The sequence below is a fragment of the Mucilaginibacter calamicampi genome, assembly GCF_042676765.1.
Classification (GTDB): Bacteria; Bacteroidota; Bacteroidia; order Sphingobacteriales; family Sphingobacteriaceae; genus Mucilaginibacter; species Mucilaginibacter calamicampi.
This window is the reverse complement of sequence record NZ_JBHTHU010000005.1, coordinates 279,941-301,014: the sequence shown is the minus strand read 5'-3', so window position 1 is coordinate 301,014 and position 21,074 is coordinate 279,941. Positions and strand designations below refer to the sequence as shown.

General features: G+C 44.4%; 17 protein-coding genes and 1 tRNA gene. 13 read left to right on the top strand and 5 right to left on the bottom strand.

Going from position 1 to position 21,074, the window contains the following annotated elements; all coding sequences use genetic code 11:
• Positions 1-19: 19 nt before the first annotated feature.
• Both pbpC and ACFQZS_RS06990 read right to left on the bottom strand, forming a co-directional pair.
• Positions 20-2,392 (bottom strand): penicillin-binding protein 1C, encoded by a 2,373-nt coding sequence (gene pbpC, locus ACFQZS_RS06995; protein WP_377098629.1) that lies wholly within the window; start codon positions 2,390-2,392, stop codon positions 20-22.
• A gap of 151 nt (positions 2,393-2,543) precedes the next feature.
• Entirely contained in the window at positions 2,544-8,144 is a 5,601-nt protein-coding gene (locus ACFQZS_RS06990; protein ID WP_377098627.1) for an alpha-2-macroglobulin family protein, read from the bottom strand.
• 127 nt (positions 8,145-8,271) lie between these two features.
• Here ACFQZS_RS06990 and ACFQZS_RS06985 point away from each other — a divergent pair, with 127 nt between their 5' ends.
• The 6 genes from ACFQZS_RS06985 to ACFQZS_RS06960 all read left to right on the top strand — a co-directional run bounded on the left by ACFQZS_RS06985 (position 8,272) and on the right by ACFQZS_RS06960 (position 12,530).
• Complete coding sequence (locus ACFQZS_RS06985; RefSeq protein ID WP_377098626.1) at positions 8,272-8,619, top strand: nuclear transport factor 2 family protein; 348 nt, start codon at positions 8,272-8,274, stop codon at positions 8,617-8,619.
• A gap of 169 nt (positions 8,620-8,788) precedes the next feature.
• Positions 8,789-9,475, top strand: a complete 687-nt coding sequence (locus ACFQZS_RS06980; protein WP_377098624.1) for a response regulator transcription factor — start codon at positions 8,789-8,791, stop codon at positions 9,473-9,475.
• A complete protein-coding gene (locus ACFQZS_RS06975) occupies positions 9,476-10,840 on the top strand; it encodes a sensor histidine kinase (RefSeq protein WP_377098622.1) in 1,365 nt (454 codons plus the stop codon).
• Between the two features lie 86 nt (positions 10,841-10,926).
• Positions 10,927-11,439 (top strand): hypothetical protein, encoded by a 513-nt coding sequence (locus ACFQZS_RS06970; protein ID WP_377098620.1) that lies wholly within the window; start codon positions 10,927-10,929, stop codon positions 11,437-11,439.
• Positions 11,440-11,455: 16 nt separating this feature from the next.
• Complete coding sequence (locus ACFQZS_RS06965; RefSeq protein ID WP_377098618.1) at positions 11,456-12,382, top strand: bestrophin family protein; 927 nt, start codon at positions 11,456-11,458, stop codon at positions 12,380-12,382.
• Positions 12,383-12,454: 72 nt separating this feature from the next.
• Positions 12,455-12,530, top strand: a tRNA-Lys gene (locus ACFQZS_RS06960).
• A gap of 45 nt (positions 12,531-12,575) precedes the next feature.
• Here the strand turns inward: ACFQZS_RS06960 and ACFQZS_RS06955 are convergent.
• Genes ACFQZS_RS06955 through ACFQZS_RS06945 form a run of 3 tightly spaced genes read right to left on the bottom strand, consistent with a single transcriptional unit; the run spans position 12,576 to position 14,348 of the window.
• Complete coding sequence (locus tag ACFQZS_RS06955) at positions 12,576-13,319, bottom strand: isocitrate lyase/PEP mutase family protein (RefSeq protein WP_377098616.1); 744 nt, start codon at positions 13,317-13,319, stop codon at positions 12,576-12,578.
• A 13-nt stretch (positions 13,320-13,332) separates the two neighbouring features.
• Complete coding sequence (locus ACFQZS_RS06950) at positions 13,333-13,776, bottom strand: SRPBCC family protein (RefSeq protein WP_377098614.1); 444 nt, start codon at positions 13,774-13,776, stop codon at positions 13,333-13,335.
• Positions 13,777-13,820: 44 nt separating this feature from the next.
• Entirely contained in the window at positions 13,821-14,348 is a 528-nt protein-coding gene (locus ACFQZS_RS06945; RefSeq protein WP_377098612.1) for a DinB family protein, read from the bottom strand.
• 113 nt (positions 14,349-14,461) lie between these two features.
• On the opposite strand from ACFQZS_RS06945, the gene ACFQZS_RS06940 reads away from it, so the two are divergent.
• The 7 genes from ACFQZS_RS06940 (at position 14,462) to ACFQZS_RS06910 (ending at position 20,720) form a co-directional block, all read left to right on the top strand.
• Complete coding sequence (locus ACFQZS_RS06940) at positions 14,462-15,454, top strand: GlxA family transcriptional regulator (RefSeq protein ID WP_377098610.1); 993 nt, start codon at positions 14,462-14,464, stop codon at positions 15,452-15,454.
• 76 nt (positions 15,455-15,530) lie between these two features.
• The gene (locus tag ACFQZS_RS06935) at positions 15,531-15,857 is read left to right on the top strand and encodes an ArsR/SmtB family transcription factor (RefSeq protein ID WP_377098608.1); all 327 of its coding nucleotides are present in this window, start codon (positions 15,531-15,533) and stop codon (positions 15,855-15,857) included.
• A gap of 5 nt (positions 15,858-15,862) precedes the next feature.
• Positions 15,863-16,327, top strand: a complete 465-nt coding sequence (locus ACFQZS_RS06930) for an SRPBCC domain-containing protein (protein ID WP_377098606.1) — start codon at positions 15,863-15,865, stop codon at positions 16,325-16,327.
• 7 nt (positions 16,328-16,334) lie between these two features.
• A complete protein-coding gene (locus tag ACFQZS_RS06925; protein WP_377098604.1) occupies positions 16,335-16,712 on the top strand; it encodes a DoxX family protein in 378 nt (125 codons plus the stop codon).
• A 10-nt stretch (positions 16,713-16,722) separates the two neighbouring features.
• Positions 16,723-17,283, top strand: coding sequence for a DUF4256 domain-containing protein (locus tag ACFQZS_RS06920; protein WP_377098602.1), 561 nt, complete (start codon positions 16,723-16,725; stop codon positions 17,281-17,283).
• 92 nt (positions 17,284-17,375) lie between these two features.
• Positions 17,376-17,597: a CDGSH iron-sulfur domain-containing protein gene (locus ACFQZS_RS06915; RefSeq protein WP_377098600.1), complete on the top strand. Its 222-nt coding sequence runs from the start codon at positions 17,376-17,378 to the stop codon at positions 17,595-17,597.
• Between the two features lie 87 nt (positions 17,598-17,684).
• Positions 17,685-20,720, top strand: coding sequence for a glycosyltransferase family 117 protein (locus ACFQZS_RS06910; protein WP_377098598.1), 3,036 nt, complete (start codon positions 17,685-17,687; stop codon positions 20,718-20,720).
• Positions 20,721-21,074: the final 354 nt, after the last annotated feature.

Here is a 21,074-nt window from a genome sequence, read left to right as displayed (position 1 = left end):
AGGTTAATAAAATACGCCCTCACTTTCCTTTTTCTAATATCTCAAAGCGCGTTTGCAGGCGGCTGCCATCAGCATCTACCAAAGTTAAAATGTGTTTGCCGGGCGCGGGGTTAAGTGCCATTTGATGGTAGCCTGCAGTTTGGCCCACGTACTGATCGTCAATGTTCCAAAATATTTTAATACCCGGCTGCCGGTGCGCTGCATTACAGATCACCCGCCCACGGCTGCCATCGGCTTCTAACGGCACATAAACCTTAGCGCCATCTTTGGGATAGATCATCTCCATTGTACGCTGCGCAGTGGCACCACAATCAGACCTGAATGGCGGCAGCGCGCGGTAATTATAACTTTTGCTTTTATAATAATATTCCATTGATGGCGGCAGCACAAACCAGGGTTGATGAACCATATTGCCCGGTGCCTCGCAAACCGAGTTAACCTGCCACTTGCGCGTAGCATCCAGATGCACCAGTTGGTGGAACGAGCATACCGGCGCTTTTAAACCACTTTTGGGTAACCACAAGGTATCAACAGGCTGGCAATACTCGCCTGCCCTGTAACCGCTCTCGCGGCAAACGGCAATGCGCGCCATTTCGCCCGAAGGCACATTAAACCATTGCCTTGCAACGGGTAACTGGCGGAATATCTCAAACAAAACAGGTGCCGCAGTATTTACGCCAATAAGTCCGGGTCTGCCCTCGCCATTGGTGTTGCCTACCCAAACGCCCACCAGATAGCGTGGCGTAACCCCAATGGCCCAGCCATCCCTAAAGCCAAAGCTTGTACCGGTTTTCCAGGCTATGCGTTGGGTTGAGCTAAACTGCTGCCATAATAACTCGTCGCCGGGGCGCATTACTTCCTCCATCGCCTGAAAGGTGTAGTAAATTGATACCGCATCCAGCAGGCCGCCTTTTTCCAGCTGCCTTTTCGTTTGCGGCGTAGTGGTATAAACGGGTAAATGATAATCGCCTGCGTTATATTGCCCTTTATAGCTTTGAAAATGGTTTAACACACGCGCCATATCAGCATAGGCTCCTGTAAGTTCCCAAAGGTTATTTTCTGATCCACCTAATATCAACGACAAGCCATAATGATCTGCAGGTTGGGTAAGCGTAGTCATGCCCATTTTGCGTAATAAACTATGCAGTCGCTCATATTTGTACTGCACCAGCATTTTAACCGCGGGGATATTCAATGAGCGCGACAGCGCCTTTGATGCAGGAACCGCACCATCATAACCCAGATCAAAATTTTGCGGATGGTAACCGGCTATCTGTGTCGGAATATCAGGTATTAAGCTATTAGGGAGTATCAAACCATCGTGCAGCATAGCGGCATAAAGTATCGGCTTTAAAGTACTGCCGGGACTGCGGGGCGCGGCAATAACATCCACATCGCTTTCCATATCCGGGTTTTCAGGGTGGTTTACGTTACCCACATAAGCCAGGGTTTGGCCTGTTTCCACATCAAGCACTATAGCTGCCACGTTGCGGATGTTGTTGCCTTTTAACAGCTGATGATGGCGTTCAATAATATCAGTAACGTTTTGCTGCAGCACGCCGTTGATGGAGGTTTTAACCCTACCGCCGTTTTGCCCGTTGGCTATATTATCGTTTCTGAAGCGTTGCAGCAAATGCGGAGCCAGGCGGGGCAGCGGCACGGGCTTTTCAGGAACAGGTTCCAATTTAGCCAGCATAGCAGTAGTGGCGTCAATTGTTTTTTGCTGCGCGAGTTTATCTATCAGCTTATTTCTTTTTCTTAACAGGATGAGCCGGTTTTTACCGGGGTGCACCAGCGATGGCGAATTAGGCAGCACCGCCAGCGCAGCCATCTCTCCCCAGGATAATTGAGCCGGGCCGCGACCAAAGTACCGCCACGATGCTGCATCCAGGCCGACCACGTTGCTGCCAAAGGGAGCGTTGCTGCTGTAAAGCGCCAGGATCTCGGCTTTTGAGTAGGTTAACTCCAACCTTAAGGCTTTTATTATTTCTAAAGATTTTTGCCAGAAGGTGCGGTTTTGCCGGGTAGACAGGCGGATAACCTGCATGGTTAAAGTACTACCCCCACTTACTACATGCCCGGCGCTGATATTTTGCCTGATGGCGCGCCCAAATGCCAATGGGTCAAACCCAGGATGATGCTCAAAACGTTTATCCTCAAAAGCCATAATACAGGCTTTAAATTTATCAGGCACACTGTCATTGTAAGGGAACCGCCACTGCCCATCTGATGCTATGGCAGCGCCGAGCAGTTGGCCTTTGCTATCGTCTATTACAAATGAGGTTGGCGTGTTAAAAAGCTTTTTTGGTATACAGAACCAGAATAGCAAAAGCAGTATAAACCCGATTACGATATAAGCTACACGTTTTGGTTTTTTTAAGATTGACTTCACTATTAATCAAACAGTTTGTCATTTCGACGAGGTACGAGGAGAAATCCTTTTGAAGCGACAACAGTTACGCATCGCTTCGAAAAGATTTCTCTTTCGCCCCAACCCACGGTCAACCGCCGCTCTATCGAAATGACATTTTTTTTTACATTATTTACTTCACCACCTCAACCCATTGCCCCTTGGCGAGAGCGTTGATATTATTGTTATACATGGCCGCGCAATACGTAGCCGGTAAATAATACCTGCCGGCGTAGGATGCATTCAGCATAACGTAATAAGTTGCTTCTTTACCTTCTGCTAAACTAAAATAGGTATTCACCCTGTCATCGCGGATGTCGCGATAATCAGATGGCGACGACTTGTATACATCATCATTTTCCATCAGGCGGGTGTTCAATATCTCCCATCCCGAAGGGAAGATCTGGGTAAGCGCCATGTTATCATAACGGCCTCTCCTGCCCGGGTTTTTCACAATTACCTGTGCCACAAAATCGGTCCCTTGTTTTAAGCTGGAAACATCAACTGCCTGTCCTTTTAAATTGAAGTAATTTATGCGCATGGTGAGTACATCAGGGTTATTTACCGGGGCTACCGCCTCCCCTGTCACCGGCTGTCCATATTGTATCAATCGTGCATAAAGCCTGGCACCACCATTATTTTTTATGGTAACATTGCCTGCATGATTATTAACCGGCATTTGCCACAGGTACGAATTAGAATTTACGCTGCCCCGCGATGTAGATGCCTGATAGTTAAAGGCCAATTTACCGCCCGAAGCATTTTTGCCGCAATACTGCGCTATCGCCATTAAACTATAAGCTGTAGTTTGGGTACTGTACCAACTATCCTGCGACAAGTGCGCAGCAACTGTACGCAACTGGCTTGCTGCTTCTTTCTTCTTGCCTAACAGCGTCAAGGTCTCCAAAATCATGGCCTCATCGCGCAGGTCAGACCCATACGTACCCCACATGCTGTTATAAGGTTTGATAATTAATGGCAGGCCCGCCACCATGCGTAAACCTATCTCCGGTTGCCCGGCCCGTTTATATGCAGCGGCTAAACGCCATTTTGCCTCAACACTAAGGTACGGGAACTCTTTCAGCCTGTTCATGGCTCCTAACTCGGGTGAACGTGCCATAGCCAGCAGATACAGGCGGTACGCTTGCGTCAAATCAGCACCGTAAAAACTCCTGCTATCCGGTGCCCAGGTAAGCGCTTTTTGCCGCTGATACGTTTTCCAGTGTTCTATAAATCCAACCGGCAAAGCGTAACCCGCAGCCTGCGCTGCTAACATAAAATGCCCGGCGTAGTTGGTTCCCCATTCATCGGCATCACCGGCATCTGGCCAATAGCTTAAGCCACCACCCGGCAGCTGGAACCCACTTAGTTTTTGTATGCCGGCCTTAATATTTCTGTCGGAAAATGCTTTCTGTGATGATGAAAGATCAGTGAGCTGCGCCAGGTACAACTGCGGGAACACCGCCGACGTTGTTTGCTCAACACAGCCATGCGGATAATCTATCAAATAAGTTAATCGCTTAGCCAAATTAAGCGGCGGGATGTTAGATGCCTCTAGCGTGGTTTTATTAGTGCCATTCATACCCACAGCAGCGTAAGGAGTGCTCCAGGTTTCGCCTGGTGCCAGTTCTTTTTCCAGCACGCGGGTAATACCGGGATTAGGGTTTCTGACTGAAAGTTCCACATCATAAGCCGCGGTTTCGCCACCACTTTTGGCAACTATCTTTACCTTACCAATGCCGATGAAATTTTTAACATCCAGTGCAAAGGTTACCATCTGGTCGCCGGGTTTGGTAAATGTTAATATTTGGTGATTATTACCCGACAGGTTGCTAAACGCGTTTGATTGTATGTCCACACTCACTGTTTTTATGCTATTCTCAGTTGCAAAAACCGTAACAGGTAATAGTATCTTCTCAGTCGGACCCAATACCCGCGGCAATGTAGCCAGCACCATTAACGGCTTTTTAACGGCCACATCCTTTTCGGCGGCGCCATAGCTGCCATTGTGGCCTGCAATAACCATTACCTTAACCGAGCCAATGTATTGCGGCAGGGTAAAAGCCGTTGTTTTCTTTTCGCCTGCATTTAGGTGGAACGGCCCCATAAATTTAACAACAGGTTTAAAGCGGTTTACGCTGATGTTTTTATTCAGATTACGGCCGCCTGCATCGCCGCCGATGCTGAGGATGCGTTCCAGTTCGCCGCCGTAGGCACCTATCACGTAATCAAACAGATCCCAGCTTTTAACGCCCAAAGCCTCGCGTGCATAGAACGCGGCGTGCGGGTCGGGTGTTTTAAAGTTAGTGATATCCAACAGGCCTTCATCAACAATAGCCAGTGTATACGTCATTTCTTTACCGGATGCTTCTGATACTGTAACCGCCGACCGCGTTTCGGGGCGGATCTTATCCGGCATATTAATGACCGGCTTCAATATGGTCTGCGGATTTTCTACCAGCAAGGGGATAGCACCATACATGCGTATCGGCAAATCGTTCACCGTTTGCGAATGGGGCTGTAGCAGCGTAACGTTTACAAAAACGTTTGGTGCCATCGTATCGTCCACCTCAAATTTGTATTGGGTTTGTCCCTTTTTGGTATCTATCCAATCTGTTTTTAACACTTTGGTGCCATTCTCAAAACTTATCAATGCCCTGCCATTTGCGGGTGTTGGTATAGTTAATGTTGCATCATCTCCAACTTTATAGCTTTTTCTGTCAGATGTGAAGGATAGCATGGCCGCTTCGCTTGGGTTGTCCTGCTGTAAGCGCTGCGCCCAGTTTGGCCAGTCTACATAAAGTTCCTTGCCGGTGGTATGCCCGGTTTGGTCGTCTTTTATCTTTACAACATAGCGGCCCCAATCAGCTTGTTTAATACGCATTTTCCACTTACCGCGCCCGTTAACCAAGGTTATGGTTTGGGTTGTTACCAGTTTATTGTACTTGTCTTGCGTAAAGTTGCTGCCCTGGTTACCCGTGTTATCCCACCACCAATGCCACCTCACTTTATACAGTTCAACCTGCACGGTACGGGTGCCGGGTAGTAAGTTACCTTTAGTGTCCACATCCACCACATCAAAAACATGATCCTGACCCGTTACAAGCATACCCGACAAGGCGTTACCCTGCGGTGCCTTTATACCTACATAGCCGCTGTAAACATTATAAGGCAAACTCACCTGACTAATGCTGAAGTTACCACCGGGTTCAAAAACCTTCGTCATAAAATTGGCGCGCAGTTGTCCGGGGGCCGCGCCCTCCGTCTCAATACTGGCGTTAATATTGGCATTGCCTGTGGCATCAAGGCTGCCTTCAAAAACGTTTTTCACCTCCGCGTTAAAAGTTTCGGTGGGGTCATCAAAGTCATAACCCTCAAAGTTTTTAAAGCTTGTTTTTTGCGATGACAAGTAAGCATCAACTGTGGCTTTCAGGTTTTGCGCTATGCCGCCAAACAACCATTTGGCGTTCAGACTACCGCTTGTATTCTCGCCTTTGGTCAGTTCCGTTTGTCCGTTAAAATCCAGGCTGATCTTTAGGCGGTTAGGCATAATGGTTTCCACCTTTATGTTTTTGGTGAAGGTGGCCCCGCCCACTTTTATCTTAGCGGTCCAGTTGCCGGTAACATCAGTAGTTTGCGTAGCCGTATGGAAGCTGTAAAAACCGTCAACAGATTTGGTGCGGGTAATACGGCTGTACAATTGCCCCATTGGGTTGTAAAAGTTAAATTCAACCGGCATTTCGGGCGGCAGCTTTTTGCCTTTATCCTCTAAAATAAATGATACAAATATGCTGTCGCCGGGCCGCCAAACGCCGCGTTCGGCATAGATAAAGCCTTTTAAACCTTTCTGTACCTCATCGCCACCAATATCAAAACGGGTAAGCGGCAGGGCGTTGTTATCGTCAATCTTTAAATAACCCCGCTCTTCGCCACGCTTGGCAACCAGCAGATAGGGCTTGCGTTTAATATCAAACCTGGCCATACCATAACCATCTGTTGTTGCTTTGGTTATTACCTGTTTTTGGTAATCCTGCAAATTAAGCTCAATACCCGATAGCGGTTGTGCTGTTAAAATATCGGTAGCAATAACCACCATGCTGTTATCTGTACCGCGCTTGGCTATCAAACCAATATTTGATGCTATTACGTTGCGGGTGGCCCATCTGCGCTTGGTAAAATAGGGTTTTGTGCAGGGGTTATCCTTATCGGCCCAGCTGTAGTCTTCGGGGTAGTAATTATCATACCTGCTCCAAAAATCATCGTCATCGTCACTGACTGATCCACCGCCGTAACCATCTTCGCCATCGTATCCGTAGTCATCATCGTCACCCTCTTTTTTTACCGGTCCACCTGCATTACAGTTGTAAAGCGAATACTCTTTACGGAAACCTATAACCACCCTATAAATAGCGCCCGGTTCTGTACGGATCAGCTTATCCAGATCCAGCATAAACCGGTTCTTTTTGCTCAGGTTTACGCCTTTATCGGCATCAAGCCTGATGGTTTTTTCAACCACAGGCCGACCGACCCTACGGAGTTCGCTACCGCCGTCAATATCATTCGTCTGGAAATATTGCGGGATATTATCCTCATAGATCTTGATGATACTTACATCAACAGCATTCAAATTAACAGCCTCAAAAGGCATCATCAGCTTACCCGCGCTTGGCAAAATAACGCCCTTGCCGGGGATGGTAACAGCAGGCAACTTGTTTTCAAAAAAGACATTGGCGCTATATGTTTTTGTTATTTTTTGGCGCGATATATTCTGGATACCCGGATTTACAAAAACGCTGTAATTACCCTCTAAACTCTCGACAGCGTAAACTTTAACCATACTGCCCTCAATGGTGTATGATGGCTCGGTTGTGTTGCCAATGCCTATCAGGCCATTAAGCTCCTGCCCTACCATAATAGCGTCTGAGAATTGCACCAGCACATACTGCTCCTGATCTTGCACTGCCTTGATATCCAGCACACGGAAATCGCCTACGGCAGGTACCTCAAATTGCTGCGCACCTTTTTTATCAACGTTAAGCGGGTCTCCGTCCCATTTTACCGTAAGCGGGGTGGTTTTGTTAGCGGCACGTACTACCTTATCAATGGTAAAGTTATGGGTACGGCTATAACTATTGTGCTGCCAGCTTATCTGCACATCCGAAGGGTAATCAACTGCTATGAGTTTTTCAATCGCTTCGTTTTTCTCCGCGTCAGCCGTTTGTACCACGCCCTCCAGTTTCATTTTATCTAGCGAGGTACGCGGCGATGTCTGCAATCCGTTAAAGGTAACTGTGTAGTCAGGCGCTATGGTTTTAAAGCAAAACTCAAACTCCTTGTGCTCATCATCCACATTAGTAACCTTGCCTAACTTAAAGGTGGCATTGTATTTTTTATCCGCATCAAGCGGTTTCTCCGGTTTAAACTCAATGGTAAGCGCGTCAACCCAATAGGCCTTACCTTTTATGGAAGGCGAAAAGCTAAAAATACCATCAGGCAAAGCTTCGTTCTGCGCGTGGCTGCCCTCTACCCGCGAAACAAGGCGGATACGGACACTACTCTCGCGCGAGATAATGCCCGCCGTGTAAGATTCTATATACTTACTGAATGACCGGTCTACCTGTTTTTCGCCTTTAAAACGACTTATTGCATAGGCAAAAGCTGCAATTAAAACAAGAGATACGGATGTGATGATAACGCCTTTTTTACTTAAAAAAAAGCCCTTTAGTGCTGACATTTTTCGGTTGGTTTGATAACGAAAATTAAACAATAAAAGTTGGAATTTGATTGGTGACAAAAAATAGATTTAAACTAACGGCAGGATATTTGCCTGATAAGTTTACACCTGATAATATGGAAATACCATGAATACAGACAACAAAGCAATACTTGAAAAAGCAAACAGAGCCGTAGCAGCAGGTGATAACGAAGGGTTTCTGTTATTTTGTACAGATGATACCAAATGGGAGTTTGTGGGGGAGCAAACCCTACAGGGTAAAGATGCAGTAAGGCAATATATGGCTAAAACCTATACAGAACCGCCTAAGTTTAATATTTCACGAGTAATTGCCGACGACGATTTTGTAAGCGTTTTGGGTAAAATCAGCCTTAAAAACGAGCAAGGAATAATGGTCAATTACAGTTATTGTGATGTATGGCGTTTTAGTGATGGAAAAATGGCTGAACTGAGGGCTTTTGTAATAGCAGAATAACCGTTTGGTGAATTTATTACGAATTAGCGACTACCAATCAACACTTATTAGCTCTGAAACCGCTTATTTTAGTAGTTTTGTATTTACTTTGTTAAAAATCAGTGTTAATTTTTTAGCTTTTTTACAGCTTTTTTCAAAAATTCAACTCAGATAAGTTTCAAATATCAGCATGTCAGTATTATTGGTAGAGGATGAACCTAATGTAGTATCAGTTGTTAAGCGCGGGCTTGCTGAATACGGGTTTAATAATATAAGCGTGGCTACCGACGGGCTTACCGGCCTGCAAATGGCTACGGGTTATCCCTTTGATCTGATAATACTGGATGTTATGCTGCCCAATATGGATGGTATACAATTGTGCAAGCGCATTCGCGCTATTGACACGCGCACGCCAATTTTAATGCTTACCGCGCTTAATTCTACCGAGAACATTGTGATGGGCTTGGAAAGCGGAGCCGACGACTACCTGGCAAAACCATTTAAAATGGCAGAACTGGCGGCCCGTTTAAAAACACTGCTAAGGCGCAGCAGCAACGAGCCTAAACAGGACGCTAATACCTTTACCTGGGAGGACCTTGAATTGGATACAGATGCCAAAGTATTGTGTCGCGCCGGTAAGCAGCTTAACCTTTCGCCTACAGAGTACCGGCTGATAGAGTACTTTATGAAAAATCCAAAAAAGGTACTGTCGCGCATACAGATATTAGAAAGTGTTTGGGATATCAATTTTAACCTGGGCACTAACGTAGTTGATGTATATATAAACTACCTGCGTAAAAAGCTGGACAAAACCAATCTGACGCGTTATATACATACTGTTTTTGGTATGGGTTACATGCTAAAGGAGGCGGAATAATTGAAGATAACCAGCAAAATAACCCTGCTATTTCTGGGCTTATCCACAGCCATTTTGCTGCTGCTGAATGTTTTTATCCTCTACTTTGAGTATCAGTTTAACTACCGGGATTTTTTTAAACGACTTGAGGCCCGAACCAACCTTACCGCCGAGATAAATTTGCTGCCCGGCGGCGACAAGAACGCTTACCAGGAGGTACGAAACCGCTACCTGGAGCAGCTTGACGGCGAAAAGGAATACATTGTTAAGGCCAATAAAAACGGCAAGTATAAAAATCCGGGCGTGCCCGATGAGTTTTTTCAGGACATTATCACCCTAAAAAGCACCACCTACCGTAAGGACAATAAATTTTTTGCCGGGAAAGTATTTACCATAAATAAGGATAATTACATTGTAATAGCTACCGCGCTTAACGCCTACGGATTGCGCGAAATAGAAGAGCTGCAAAGAATATTATTGATGGGCTTTGCAGGCGCGCTTATTATTGTATTTTTTGTGGGAAGGGCCTTTTCTAAATATACTATAGCACCTGTTCGAAAGATAATTCAAAAGGTTAACAGCATAACGTCTGACAACCTGCACCTGCGGCTGGATGAACCCCGCGGAAAGGATGAGATAGCCGAACTATCGCACACGTTTAATAACATGCTTAACCGGCTTGAAACGGCTTTTGAAACGCAGAACAATTTTGTAAGCAACGCTTCGCACGAACTGCGCACTCCGCTGACAGTAATTAACGGCGAGCTTGAACTTGCACTTAACGATAGCAAAACTGACGAAAAGCACCACCAGGCTTTAAAAGTTATTTATGACGAGTCTAACAAGCTGATACAGATGTTAAACAGCCTGTTATCATTAGCGCAAACCGGCTTTGATGGTAAAAAACAAAACTGGCAGCCCATACGCATGGATGAACTGGTTTTAGAGGCGGTTGAATCTGTAAAAAAAATCATCCCGAAAAGCAATATCCAGGTAGATTTTTCGGGCTTGCCTGCAGATGCTGAAGGCCTTTACGTATCAGGCAACGTAAATCTGCTTAACCTGGCTGCAACAAATATCATCAGCAACGGTTGCAAATACTCGCATAACGATATTGTAGACGTTAAACTTTTTACTCAGAATAACAGCATCGTATTTTCTGTTACCGACCACGGCATAGGCATACCCGCCACAGAAGTGCAGCACATTTTTGAGCCATTCTTCAGGGCATCAAACACGCACGATTATAGCGGCCACGGGGTGGGTTTGCCTTTAACATTAAATATTATCCGCTTACATAATGGCACCATTGGCATACGGTCTGAAGTTAATTCAGGTACAGAGATCCAGGTGTTTCTGCCGCTTTACCGCGCCAACTCTAATTAAATTCTAATACGGCTCTTAGAGGTTCTTAATAAGTGCGGGGTACTATTGTATCATAACAATTAGTGCTCACTTAACATTAAAGAACCATGAAAACAGTACTTATTCCAACCGATTACCGAACCGAATCACTACAATACATCCCTCAGCTACTATCAAAGTTCTACCCTGAAAAGGTTGACGTAGTTATGGTACACATGATGAGTGTTACCGATTGCGTAAGGGAATTGCTAATGCTAACGCGCCGCTCGGCAGAATACAAACACATTTCAGACGAGTTTTATAACGGCTGTATAGGTCTTAAAAACGAAAACCCGAGTCAGCTTAACAATATCCGTCTGGAATTTTTTTACGGAAATACCACGTCGGCATTCAAAAATTTTATTGACTTGCATGACATCGATGCCGTTTTAGAGCTCACCGGGTACAGGTACAAAATGCTTAACCAGGCCAGCATAAATCCGGTTGAAATGATAGACCGCTGCGGAAAGAAAATTGTAAAAATAAATAGCAGAGAATTGCAGAGAAATCCGGTTGTATTAAAGCTGGAAGTTGTAAGCGAAACAGAACAAGCACCCATGCTTGCCGAACAATATGTTTAACCAAATTTAAAACTTTATGCTACTAAAGAAAAATATACCGGTAAGCTACGTTGTGGGCAAAATAAAAATGGAATTGGCACTGCTGGCGGTTTACTCGTCGTTAGTTTACATAGCTCATACCGTTTACAATTTTCCGGGCGTATCTATACCCATTGCCATACCGGCAATATTGGGAACCATCATATCATTGTTGCTTGCTTTCAGATCAAACCAGGCGTATGACCGCTGGTGGGAGGCCCGCTCATTGTGGGGCGCTATTGTAAACGATTCGCGCTCATTCGCGCGGCAGGTACTTACCTTCGTTGATAATTCATATGATAACGAGGACAGGTCTGCCTTACGCGAGCGAATAATTAAACGGCAAATAGGCTGGGTTTATAGCCTAAGCAAACACCTGCGCGGGCAAAACGCGCGTGATACCTTGAATAACCTTGTTTCTGAAGAAGAAAAAAGAGCCGTTTCAAGGCTGGACAATACCCCGATGGCCCTGCTGGAGCAGCACGGTAACGACCTGCGTTTATTACTGCGCCTGGGTTGGGTAAACGAGTATCAGCAGATTGCTATGGATGAAACGCTGTGCCGTTTTTCAAACGCTATGGGTGCCTGCGAGCGGATAAAGAATACCGTTTTCCCGGTTACTTATAGCTTGTACATACATATGCTGGTTATATTATTTGCTTTGATGATGCCATTTAGCCTAATAGAGCATTTCGGCATATTCCAGATACCATTGGTGGTAGCCATGTCAGCATCGTTCTTTTTGATCGAAAAAATGGCCATCCACCTGCAGGATCCCTTTGAGAATAAACCAACAGATACGCCAATGACTGCCATAAGCAAAAAAATTGAAAACGATCTGCGCCAGTTACTTAAAGACGAATATGCAAAGGTGCCCGAACCGGGCGCGTCTCCGCAAAATAATGTTATGTTCTATATTTTGTAGTTAACCCTAAAATAACCATGATAGCAGAACAGTTGCCGGCGGCTTAGCTGCCCGGCAACGTTCTGTTTTTTTGATCCCGTAGCTCAGCCGGATAGAGCGTCCTGATATTTTTTCGGGAAGGACTTTGGTTCAAATCCAAACGGGATCACATTTGTGGTATATGCTGATTAGTAAGTGGCTTGCAACTCATTAGCTAATAAAGTTTAGCTAATGAGTTTTCAGACTTAATACTCGTTACCAAGTCACTTATCTTTTTGTAGCTCGCTGTATACAATAAACCCGCCATACTTATGCGCTTTACACCGCAATCAACTAATAGCTGCACATCTGCAATTGCAGATACACCCACCACATTTACCGGAAGATCAACAGCCGCGACTATTTCTTTTATAAGTCCCGTATCGTTCACTCCGGTTACAAACAGCCCGTTGGCTCCGGCAGCTTTATACAATTTTGCCCTTGCAATTACTGTTTCAAAAGGGTTGGGTAGCTTTTGCAAAAAAACGTCTGTGCGGGCATTAATAAATAATTGCTGGTTGGAGCTTTTAAGGTAATTGCTAATGGTATATAATTTCTCTAAATAGATCTCTTCACCCTGCGGGTCTTCCAGGTTGATGCCAACAACGCCAATATCAATAACAGATTGAATGTTGGCTATTAGATGCTGCTGATCATTAGTATACCCCCTTTCCATATCCATAGATAAGGGAATATTTAATACTGATTTTATCCGCTTCACCACGTATAACATCTCATCAAACGGAATTTGTTCTCCATCCTTGTAACCCAACGAGTCGGCAATGGCACCGCTTGATGTAGCAACCGCGTCAAATCCTGCTTTTTCAATTATCTGAGCGCTTTTGGCATTCCATGCATTGCCGACTACGAGGGGCTGTGATTGGTGATGAAGGTTATAAAATGTTTGGTACTGATCCATAACAAAAGGTGACTTACAAAACCGGTTTTTCTACTTTACCTGTAGTAATATAGTTGAATAAACTTTGCTGAATGAGCTGCCCCCATGCATTGGAACAGGCATCGTAACATTCAACTTCGGGGTTGATGCCCTGGTGCGTAAATTGCAATTTGGTTTTACCGCCTTCTTGGCTGATCTCAAAAATCATCTTTGTACCGATCCATTCCTCTTTATCTTCAATAAAGTTAAGCTGACTATCCGTTACCAGCCACACCACCTTTCTACCCGGTGTCAGTTCGGTTATCCATTGCTTTGAGTAATGCATATCCTGGTAGCGATAGGTAAATTCACCATTTAAATTTTTGGTATCGCCTTCAAAATCTCCCGACCACCAGTTTTGCGGTGTATTAACTGTGTCAAAAACCTCGGCAGGTGTTTGCTCAACGGTTATTGTAGTTGTAAAATCTGTAGTTTGCATGTTTGTTAGTATTAGGTATGACATTATTTAGCTTACTGCCGATGTTAAAATAATTTTTCTGCAGGTGGGGTTACGCCAGCCAATCGCAGGTAAACTGTAGTTTGCCCCCTGTGATGTGCCTGATGTTCAAGCGACTTGGCCAAACCTGTTCTTTTAGACATATCAAAACTTCCTACCATTTTAACATTTTCGTCCAGCTGAGCTTCCGTATTTTTTTTGATCTGCGCTATCACAAAATCATAGCTTGCCAATACTACACTGCTTACATTGGCTTTAGATTTAGCCGCTGTTTTTTCAAACTGACCCTGGGCAAATGGACTTTTAATAGCCAATGCTGAACAAGCCAAACCATAGTTAGCATCTGCAAGGTGTAACATTTGTTCTGCAAATGATCTCATTTCAGGTGTTGGTTTTAAAGTGTAACCACTTTCGGGCATCGCATCTAAATACTCTTTAGTATAAGCTTTGGATCGTTCCCATTCCTTTACAATGTCAGTTACTTTTACCTGCGCTTGTGCCAGCTGGCTGGCAGCCATTATAAAAAGCGCGAAGATTAAATTTTTAATTTTCATATGGTTATTTGTTTTACACCACAAACATAGATGTAAAATTGCCACCCGGCATAGGGTAAAATGGACAATATGATGGGTTGATTTGGACATTTAAACAATTTACCTTTGCTGTTATGAAGCACATAACCATAGTTGCGCCCAATTGCCAAACCAACCTGGGAACAGTGGCCTGCATTGCAGGCGCTTATGAAATTTTCTCGCGCGCTGGCGAGTATTTTAAAGAGAGCGGTAATAAAGAGCTATATAAAATTGAAATTGCAGGAGTGGCCAGCAATACGGCTTTAGCAGGCGGGCTATTTTCTGTGAACATCCATACCCCGGTTGCGGATATTAAGCGAACTAACCTGGTAATTATACCATCCTTAAATGCCAACTTTGAAAAGGGAGGCAAGGGCAACACCGAGATTATAGACTGGATTGTGAATCAATATAAAAACGGGGCCGAAATTGCTACTATGTGCAGCGGCGCTTTTATGCTGGCTTCAACCGGTTTATTGGATGGCCGGAGCTGTTCTACGCATTGGAATTATGCTAATCTATTCAGGACCTTATACCCCGATGTAAACCTGCAGCCCGATGAGTTAATTACCGACGAAAATGGCATCTACACCAATGGTGGAGCCTATTCATTTTTAAATTTGGCACTTTACCTGGTTGAGAAGTATTATGACCGCAAGACCGCCATTTTTTGTTCTAAAGTTTTTCAGATAGAAATGGACAGGCAAAGCCAGTCGCCGTTCATTATTTTCAGGGGGCAGAAACAGCACAACGACGAAATGGTAAAAGAAGCGCAGGCGTATATAGAAAGTCAGCTAACCGAGAAAATATCTATTGAAACCTTATCGTCGAAGTTTTCAGTCGGCCGCAGAAATTTCGACCGCAGGTTTATAAAGGCTACCGGCAACACCCCTATTGAGTATATGCAACGCGTTAAAGTTGAATCGGCTAAGCGGGCATTCGAAACTACCCGAAAGTCGATCAATGAAATTATGTACGAGGTGGGCTACTCTGATCTGAAAGCCTTTCGCGAAGTATTTAGAAAATTTACCGGCGTATCTCCGCTGGTTTACAGGAGTAAGTATAATAAGGACGCGGCGGGTATTTAGCCTTTCATCAAATTTCTTTCAAAAAATTTGCGTAGTTAAATAACTACATATATATTTGTAGCCATATAACTACATAATGAATTTAAGACGAGATGTATTCCAGGCCATTGCCGACCCCACCCGCAGGGCCATACTACTGCTGCTGGCATCGCAAACCATGACGGCGGGGGCTATAGCAGCCAATTTTGATACCGCCCGCCCAACGGTATCTAAACATTTGCAGATCCTTACCGAATGCGAATTGCTGGCACAAACGCAAACCGGCCGCGAAGTTCATTACCACATCAACGCGAAAAAAATGAAAGAAGTAGCCGAATTTATTGAGCCGTTCCGCCAGATGTGGGATGACAGATTTAATAAACTGGAAGCCATTATGAAAAATTATCCGCAGAAAAAACAATAAACCTTATGGAACTGAAAACAAAAATTGATGCCCTGGATGGTAGAAACGACCTCACCATTACCCGCGAATTTGAGCTACCGGTAGCGCTGCTTTTTATGGCCTATACCGAGCCTGAAATTATTGAGCAATGGATGGGTACAGAAGTGCTTCACCTGGAAAACAAAAAGCACGGCGGCTTTCAATTTGAAACTACCGACCCCAAAGGAAATAAATATCGTTTTAATGGCGCTATACACGAATTTATAGTTGACGAAAAGATAACCCGCACCTTTGAGTTTGAGAATATGCCCTTTGATGTGCAGCTGGAGTTTCTGGAATTTGAAAAACTGACGGACCATACCAGCAAGCTAACCATACATACCATATACCGCTCTGTTGAGCACCGCGACCAGGTGTTGCAAATGCCGTTTAAGCAGGGGCTTAATATGGCGCATAACCGTTTGCAGGAAATAGCAGCTAAATTAAAATAAACCCATCATGACAAAGAGAAACAAGATCATTTATTGGATAGCCACACTTTGGCTGGCGCTGGGCATGCTGTCAACCGCTGTAGTGCAATTGCTTAAAGTGAAAGATGAGGCCGCTATGGTGACGCGGCTGGGTTACCCACTTTATTTATTAACGCTATTGGGTATTTGGAAAATTTTGGGTGTGATAGCGGTGCTAATGCCTAAATTTGGTTTAGTGAAGGAATGGGCCTACGCGGGTTTCTTCTTCGCCATGTCAGGCGCTGTGTATTCGCACCTGGCAACTGGAGATAAGACCGTGTCGCTTTTTGGGCCCATACTTTTAATTGTATTAACCATTGTATCGTGGTATTTCAGACCGGCAGACAGACGGCTTATACCTAACTAATAAAATAATCATGAGCAAAAACATATTATCGCCACAACAAAACACGGAATTGCTAGGCATACTTAAAGCACGTTTCGAGCATCATACACAGCGCCATGCGGGTATAAATTGGCCGGATGTACAGCGCAAACTGGAAGCGGCTCCCGAAAATCTGTGGACGCTAAATGAAATGGAATTTACCGGCGGCGAACCCGATGTAGTTGGGTTTGATGATAAAACCGGCGAATATATTTTCTTTGATTGCGCTGCCGAAAGCCCCAAAGGACGCCGCAGCATTTGTTACGACCGCACCGCATGGGAAGCCAGGAAAGAGCATAAACCTGAAAATACCGCTATGGATATGGCCACTGAAATGGGTGTGGAAATACTAACAGAAGAGCAATACCGCGAACTGCAAACATTAGGCAACTTTGACCTAAAAACATCAAGCTGGATAAAAACCCCGGCAGATATCAGGAAATTGGGTGGCGCTATTTTTTGTGATCGCAGGTATAATACAGTTTTCACATATCATAACGGGGCAGACTCTTATTATGCAGCAAGAGGATTCAGGGGAGTTTTGAAAGTGTAGTTTCTGCTAAGCTTTAGATACATTCTGAATAGCACAAATTGTACGCGCGGCATTTTCATAAAATTATCTTTGCCTCCAGATAATTATAAAATATGGCAACAAAACTTACCATTAACAATAACGGCTCAGTAAAAATAGACGGCGATTTTGAAATAGTAGATATGCAGGGCAACGCCTATGGCTTGCAGGGCAGAACTGTGGTATCTATATGCCGCTGCGGCTTATCTGCCAACAAACCATTTTGCGATGGATCACACAAAGGGCACTTTGAACACAACGCGGTAGCGTTTGATCTGCCGCCTAAGAAAGTATAATAAACTTCATAGTTGAGCGTCTTAACGCCGTATTCATAAATAGCGATGGGTTTGAAACCCATCGCTATTTGTATATTTGCCCCCTGAATGCTCTCCCAATACAACAAACTCAATAATATTTTAGGCTGGCTGTGCTTTGCCGTTGCAGCCATAACCTACACGCTTACTTTAGAGCCCTCTGTAAGTTTTTGGGATTGCGGCGAATTTATATCGTGTGCTTATCGTTTACAGGTATCGCACCAGCCAGGGTATCCCCTGTTTGCCATGTTGGGCAAGGTATTCTCTTTACTTTCTTTTGGCGACCGTACCAAAGTTGCTTATTTCACTAATCTGGGTTCAGCAATTGCCAGCGCGGCAACTGTGATGTTTCTGTTCTGGACAATTACGGCCCTGGCCAAAAAATTATTAGCCAACAGTAAACAATGGACACAGCAGCAACAAACCCTGTTAATAATGGGCAGCGGTTTAGTGGGTGCCCTATGCTTTGCTTTTTCTGATACTTTTTGGTTCTCGGCGGTTGAAACCATTGTATTCGCGCTATCGGCATTATGTACAGCCATTGTTTTTTGGGCGATATTAAGGTGGGATGCCCACGCGGATGAACCCGGCGCTGATAAATGGCTGATATTTATTGCCTACATAATTGGCCTGTCTATAGGCATCCACCTGCTCAATTTGCTTACTATCCCAGCTGTTACCCTGGTTTATTTTAACAGGCGCAATAAGGTAATGAATTTACCAAAAGCCATCATCGCCTTTTTTACCAGTGTTATTATTTTAGCGTTGGTGCAATTTGGCATAAGGCAATACACTATAAAAGCTGCCGCTTATGTTGATCTGTATTTTGTAAACTCGCTTGGTTTTGGTTTTAACACCGGGGCCATTTTATTTTTTATATTGCTGATATTGGTGCTTGTTGCCGCCATAGTCTACAGCATCAAAACAAAAAAGCCTACACTCAACCTTGCACTACTTTGCGTGGCGTTCATCTATTTTGGTTACGGCTCGTTCGCTTATATCCCCATTCGCGCTACTGCAGGTACTAATTTGAACAACTCAAACCCGGATAACGCTTTTACGCTGAACAGCTACCTTAACCGCGATCAGTACGGACAAATGCCATTATTCTACGGGCCTTATTTTGATGCCAATATAATTGAGCGGAAAGATAAGGGCAAAATGTACATAAAAGGCGAAAAGCGCTACGAGGAATCGGGTAAAAGGCCGGCCTATGTTTATGATCATAATACCTTTTTCCCCCGCATTTTCAGTCGCGATGCCGGCGATCAAGGCTTTTACCGTCAATGGCAGCAAATCCCCGAGGACAGGGCACCTAATTTTATTGACAACATTGGTTTCTTTTTAAGCTGGCAAACCTACCAGATGTATGTGCGCTACTTTTTATGGAATTTTTCCGGTCGCGTTAACGAGATAGACGGGCAGCAGCACATGGGCGGCTTTAATGGCTATGTTAACGGCGACTGGACCACCGGCATTTTTGACGGATTTAAACAGTTACCAAAATCGGTTACACAAGGCACTAATTATATGCCGCTATATGCCCTGCCACTGCTGATTGGTTTTTTAGGCATGTGGTATCATTTTAAACACCGCAAACGCGATGCTGTTGTGATATTGCTGTTATGGTTCTTCACCGGTATGGCCATTATGCTGTATGTTAACCAACCTGCCATACAACCACGCGAAAGGGATTACTCCTATGTATCTTCGTTTTACGCGTTTGCTGTTTGGGTTGGTTTAGGGGTAATAGCATTGGCAACGCTGTTAAAAAAATGGGTAAGATCTGAAAGATCTGTTATAGTATCTATTTGCATTGGTTTAGTAGTTGTACCGGTTTTAATGGCATTTACCGAGTGGCGCGGACATGATCGTTCAACAAAAACCGTAGCGCGCGATATGGCTTATAATTACCTCAATTCCTGCCCTCCTAACGCTATTTTATTTACCTACGGCGATAACGACACCTATCCCTTATGGTATGCGCAGGAGGTCGAAAACATACGGCCGGATGTACGGGTGGTTAACATCAGCCTGCTATCAACAGATTGGTATATCCGCCAAATGCAACGGCAAATGAATCAGTCGGAACCGCTGCCTGTTACTATGCCGTTCAGTAAATACAAAGCCGGCACGCGGGATATGGTTTACTACAAGGATAGCGGCCAACAGCAAAATACAGAGTTGAAAGATGTTTTTGATTACATCATATCAGATAAAAGCGAGCTTAAATCTAAAAGCGGCGTGCGGTTCCACGCCATCCCCACAAAAAATCTTAAAATAACAGTAGATAAAAACGCGGTTAAAAACAACCATGTTTTGGCTGCCAACCAACAAAACCTGGTAGCCGATAGCCTTACATGGCGCTATAATTCGGACCTTATTATGAAGGACGATCTGGCCATTTTAGATATGCTTGCGCATAACAACTGGAAACGCCCGGTATGTTTTACCGTTACCATAGGCAGCAACAATATGGCAGGCTTGCAAAATTATTTGTACCGCGAAGGGTTTACCTACCGTTTGTTACCGCTAAAACCTGATACAGCGCTGGCAGATCAGACGATGAAAATTAACCCGGGTGTGATGTACAATAATGTGATGAACAAATTCAGATTTGGCAATTATAAAAACGCCCGCTATCTGGACGAACAAAGCCGCACCATGTTCTTCAACGCAACAACTACCGCCTTTAGCCTGCTGGCGCAAGATCTGATAAAGAGCGATCAGCCGGATCTGGCTGCCAAAGTTATCCGTAAATACGATAAAGAAATGCCCGAAATATTGGTGGATATGCGGGCAGCAAACAACCGGCTTACCTTAGCTAAAATGGCGTATCAGTTGCGCCAAAAGGCCATCGGCACAAAAATGGCTGAGGGGTTGGATAACTACGTAACAGATCAGCTGGACTATTATTCGGGGCAATTATACAGCGGCGGCGTTAACGGCTATAACATAGTTAAGGGGATAGACATCCTGAAGGAGCTTGCCGACCTGAGCAAAACTGCCGGTCAAACTAAATTCAGCAACCAACTAACAGCTAAAATTACCCGCTACCAGGCGCGTTTTGTCAAGGTAATAGCCCACATGGAGCAACTCAAATAATTGCTTTTCGGCGTAAACTACTTTTTATATTTTTTATTATCGATTGCCGTTAAATTATTTCTATCTTGCTACTATAACCGTAGTTAACCAGCATCTATTGAAATCTAAAGTAATTAAGTCGGCAGATTATACGTGCCCTAAATGCGGTGCGCCATTTCATTTTAAACAACGCAGGGGGCTGTTTATAAGGATGTTTCTTCCTTTTCTGCCCGTAATGAAACTATTTTGCGCAAAATGCAGCAAAGGCAGGTACGTTTGGATAAACACTAAAAAGTAAAACCCGCGTAATCGTTTGCGTAGTTTATGTAAGGAGTTTTAGTTGGATATATATAACTTTAAATATCCAATTAACCC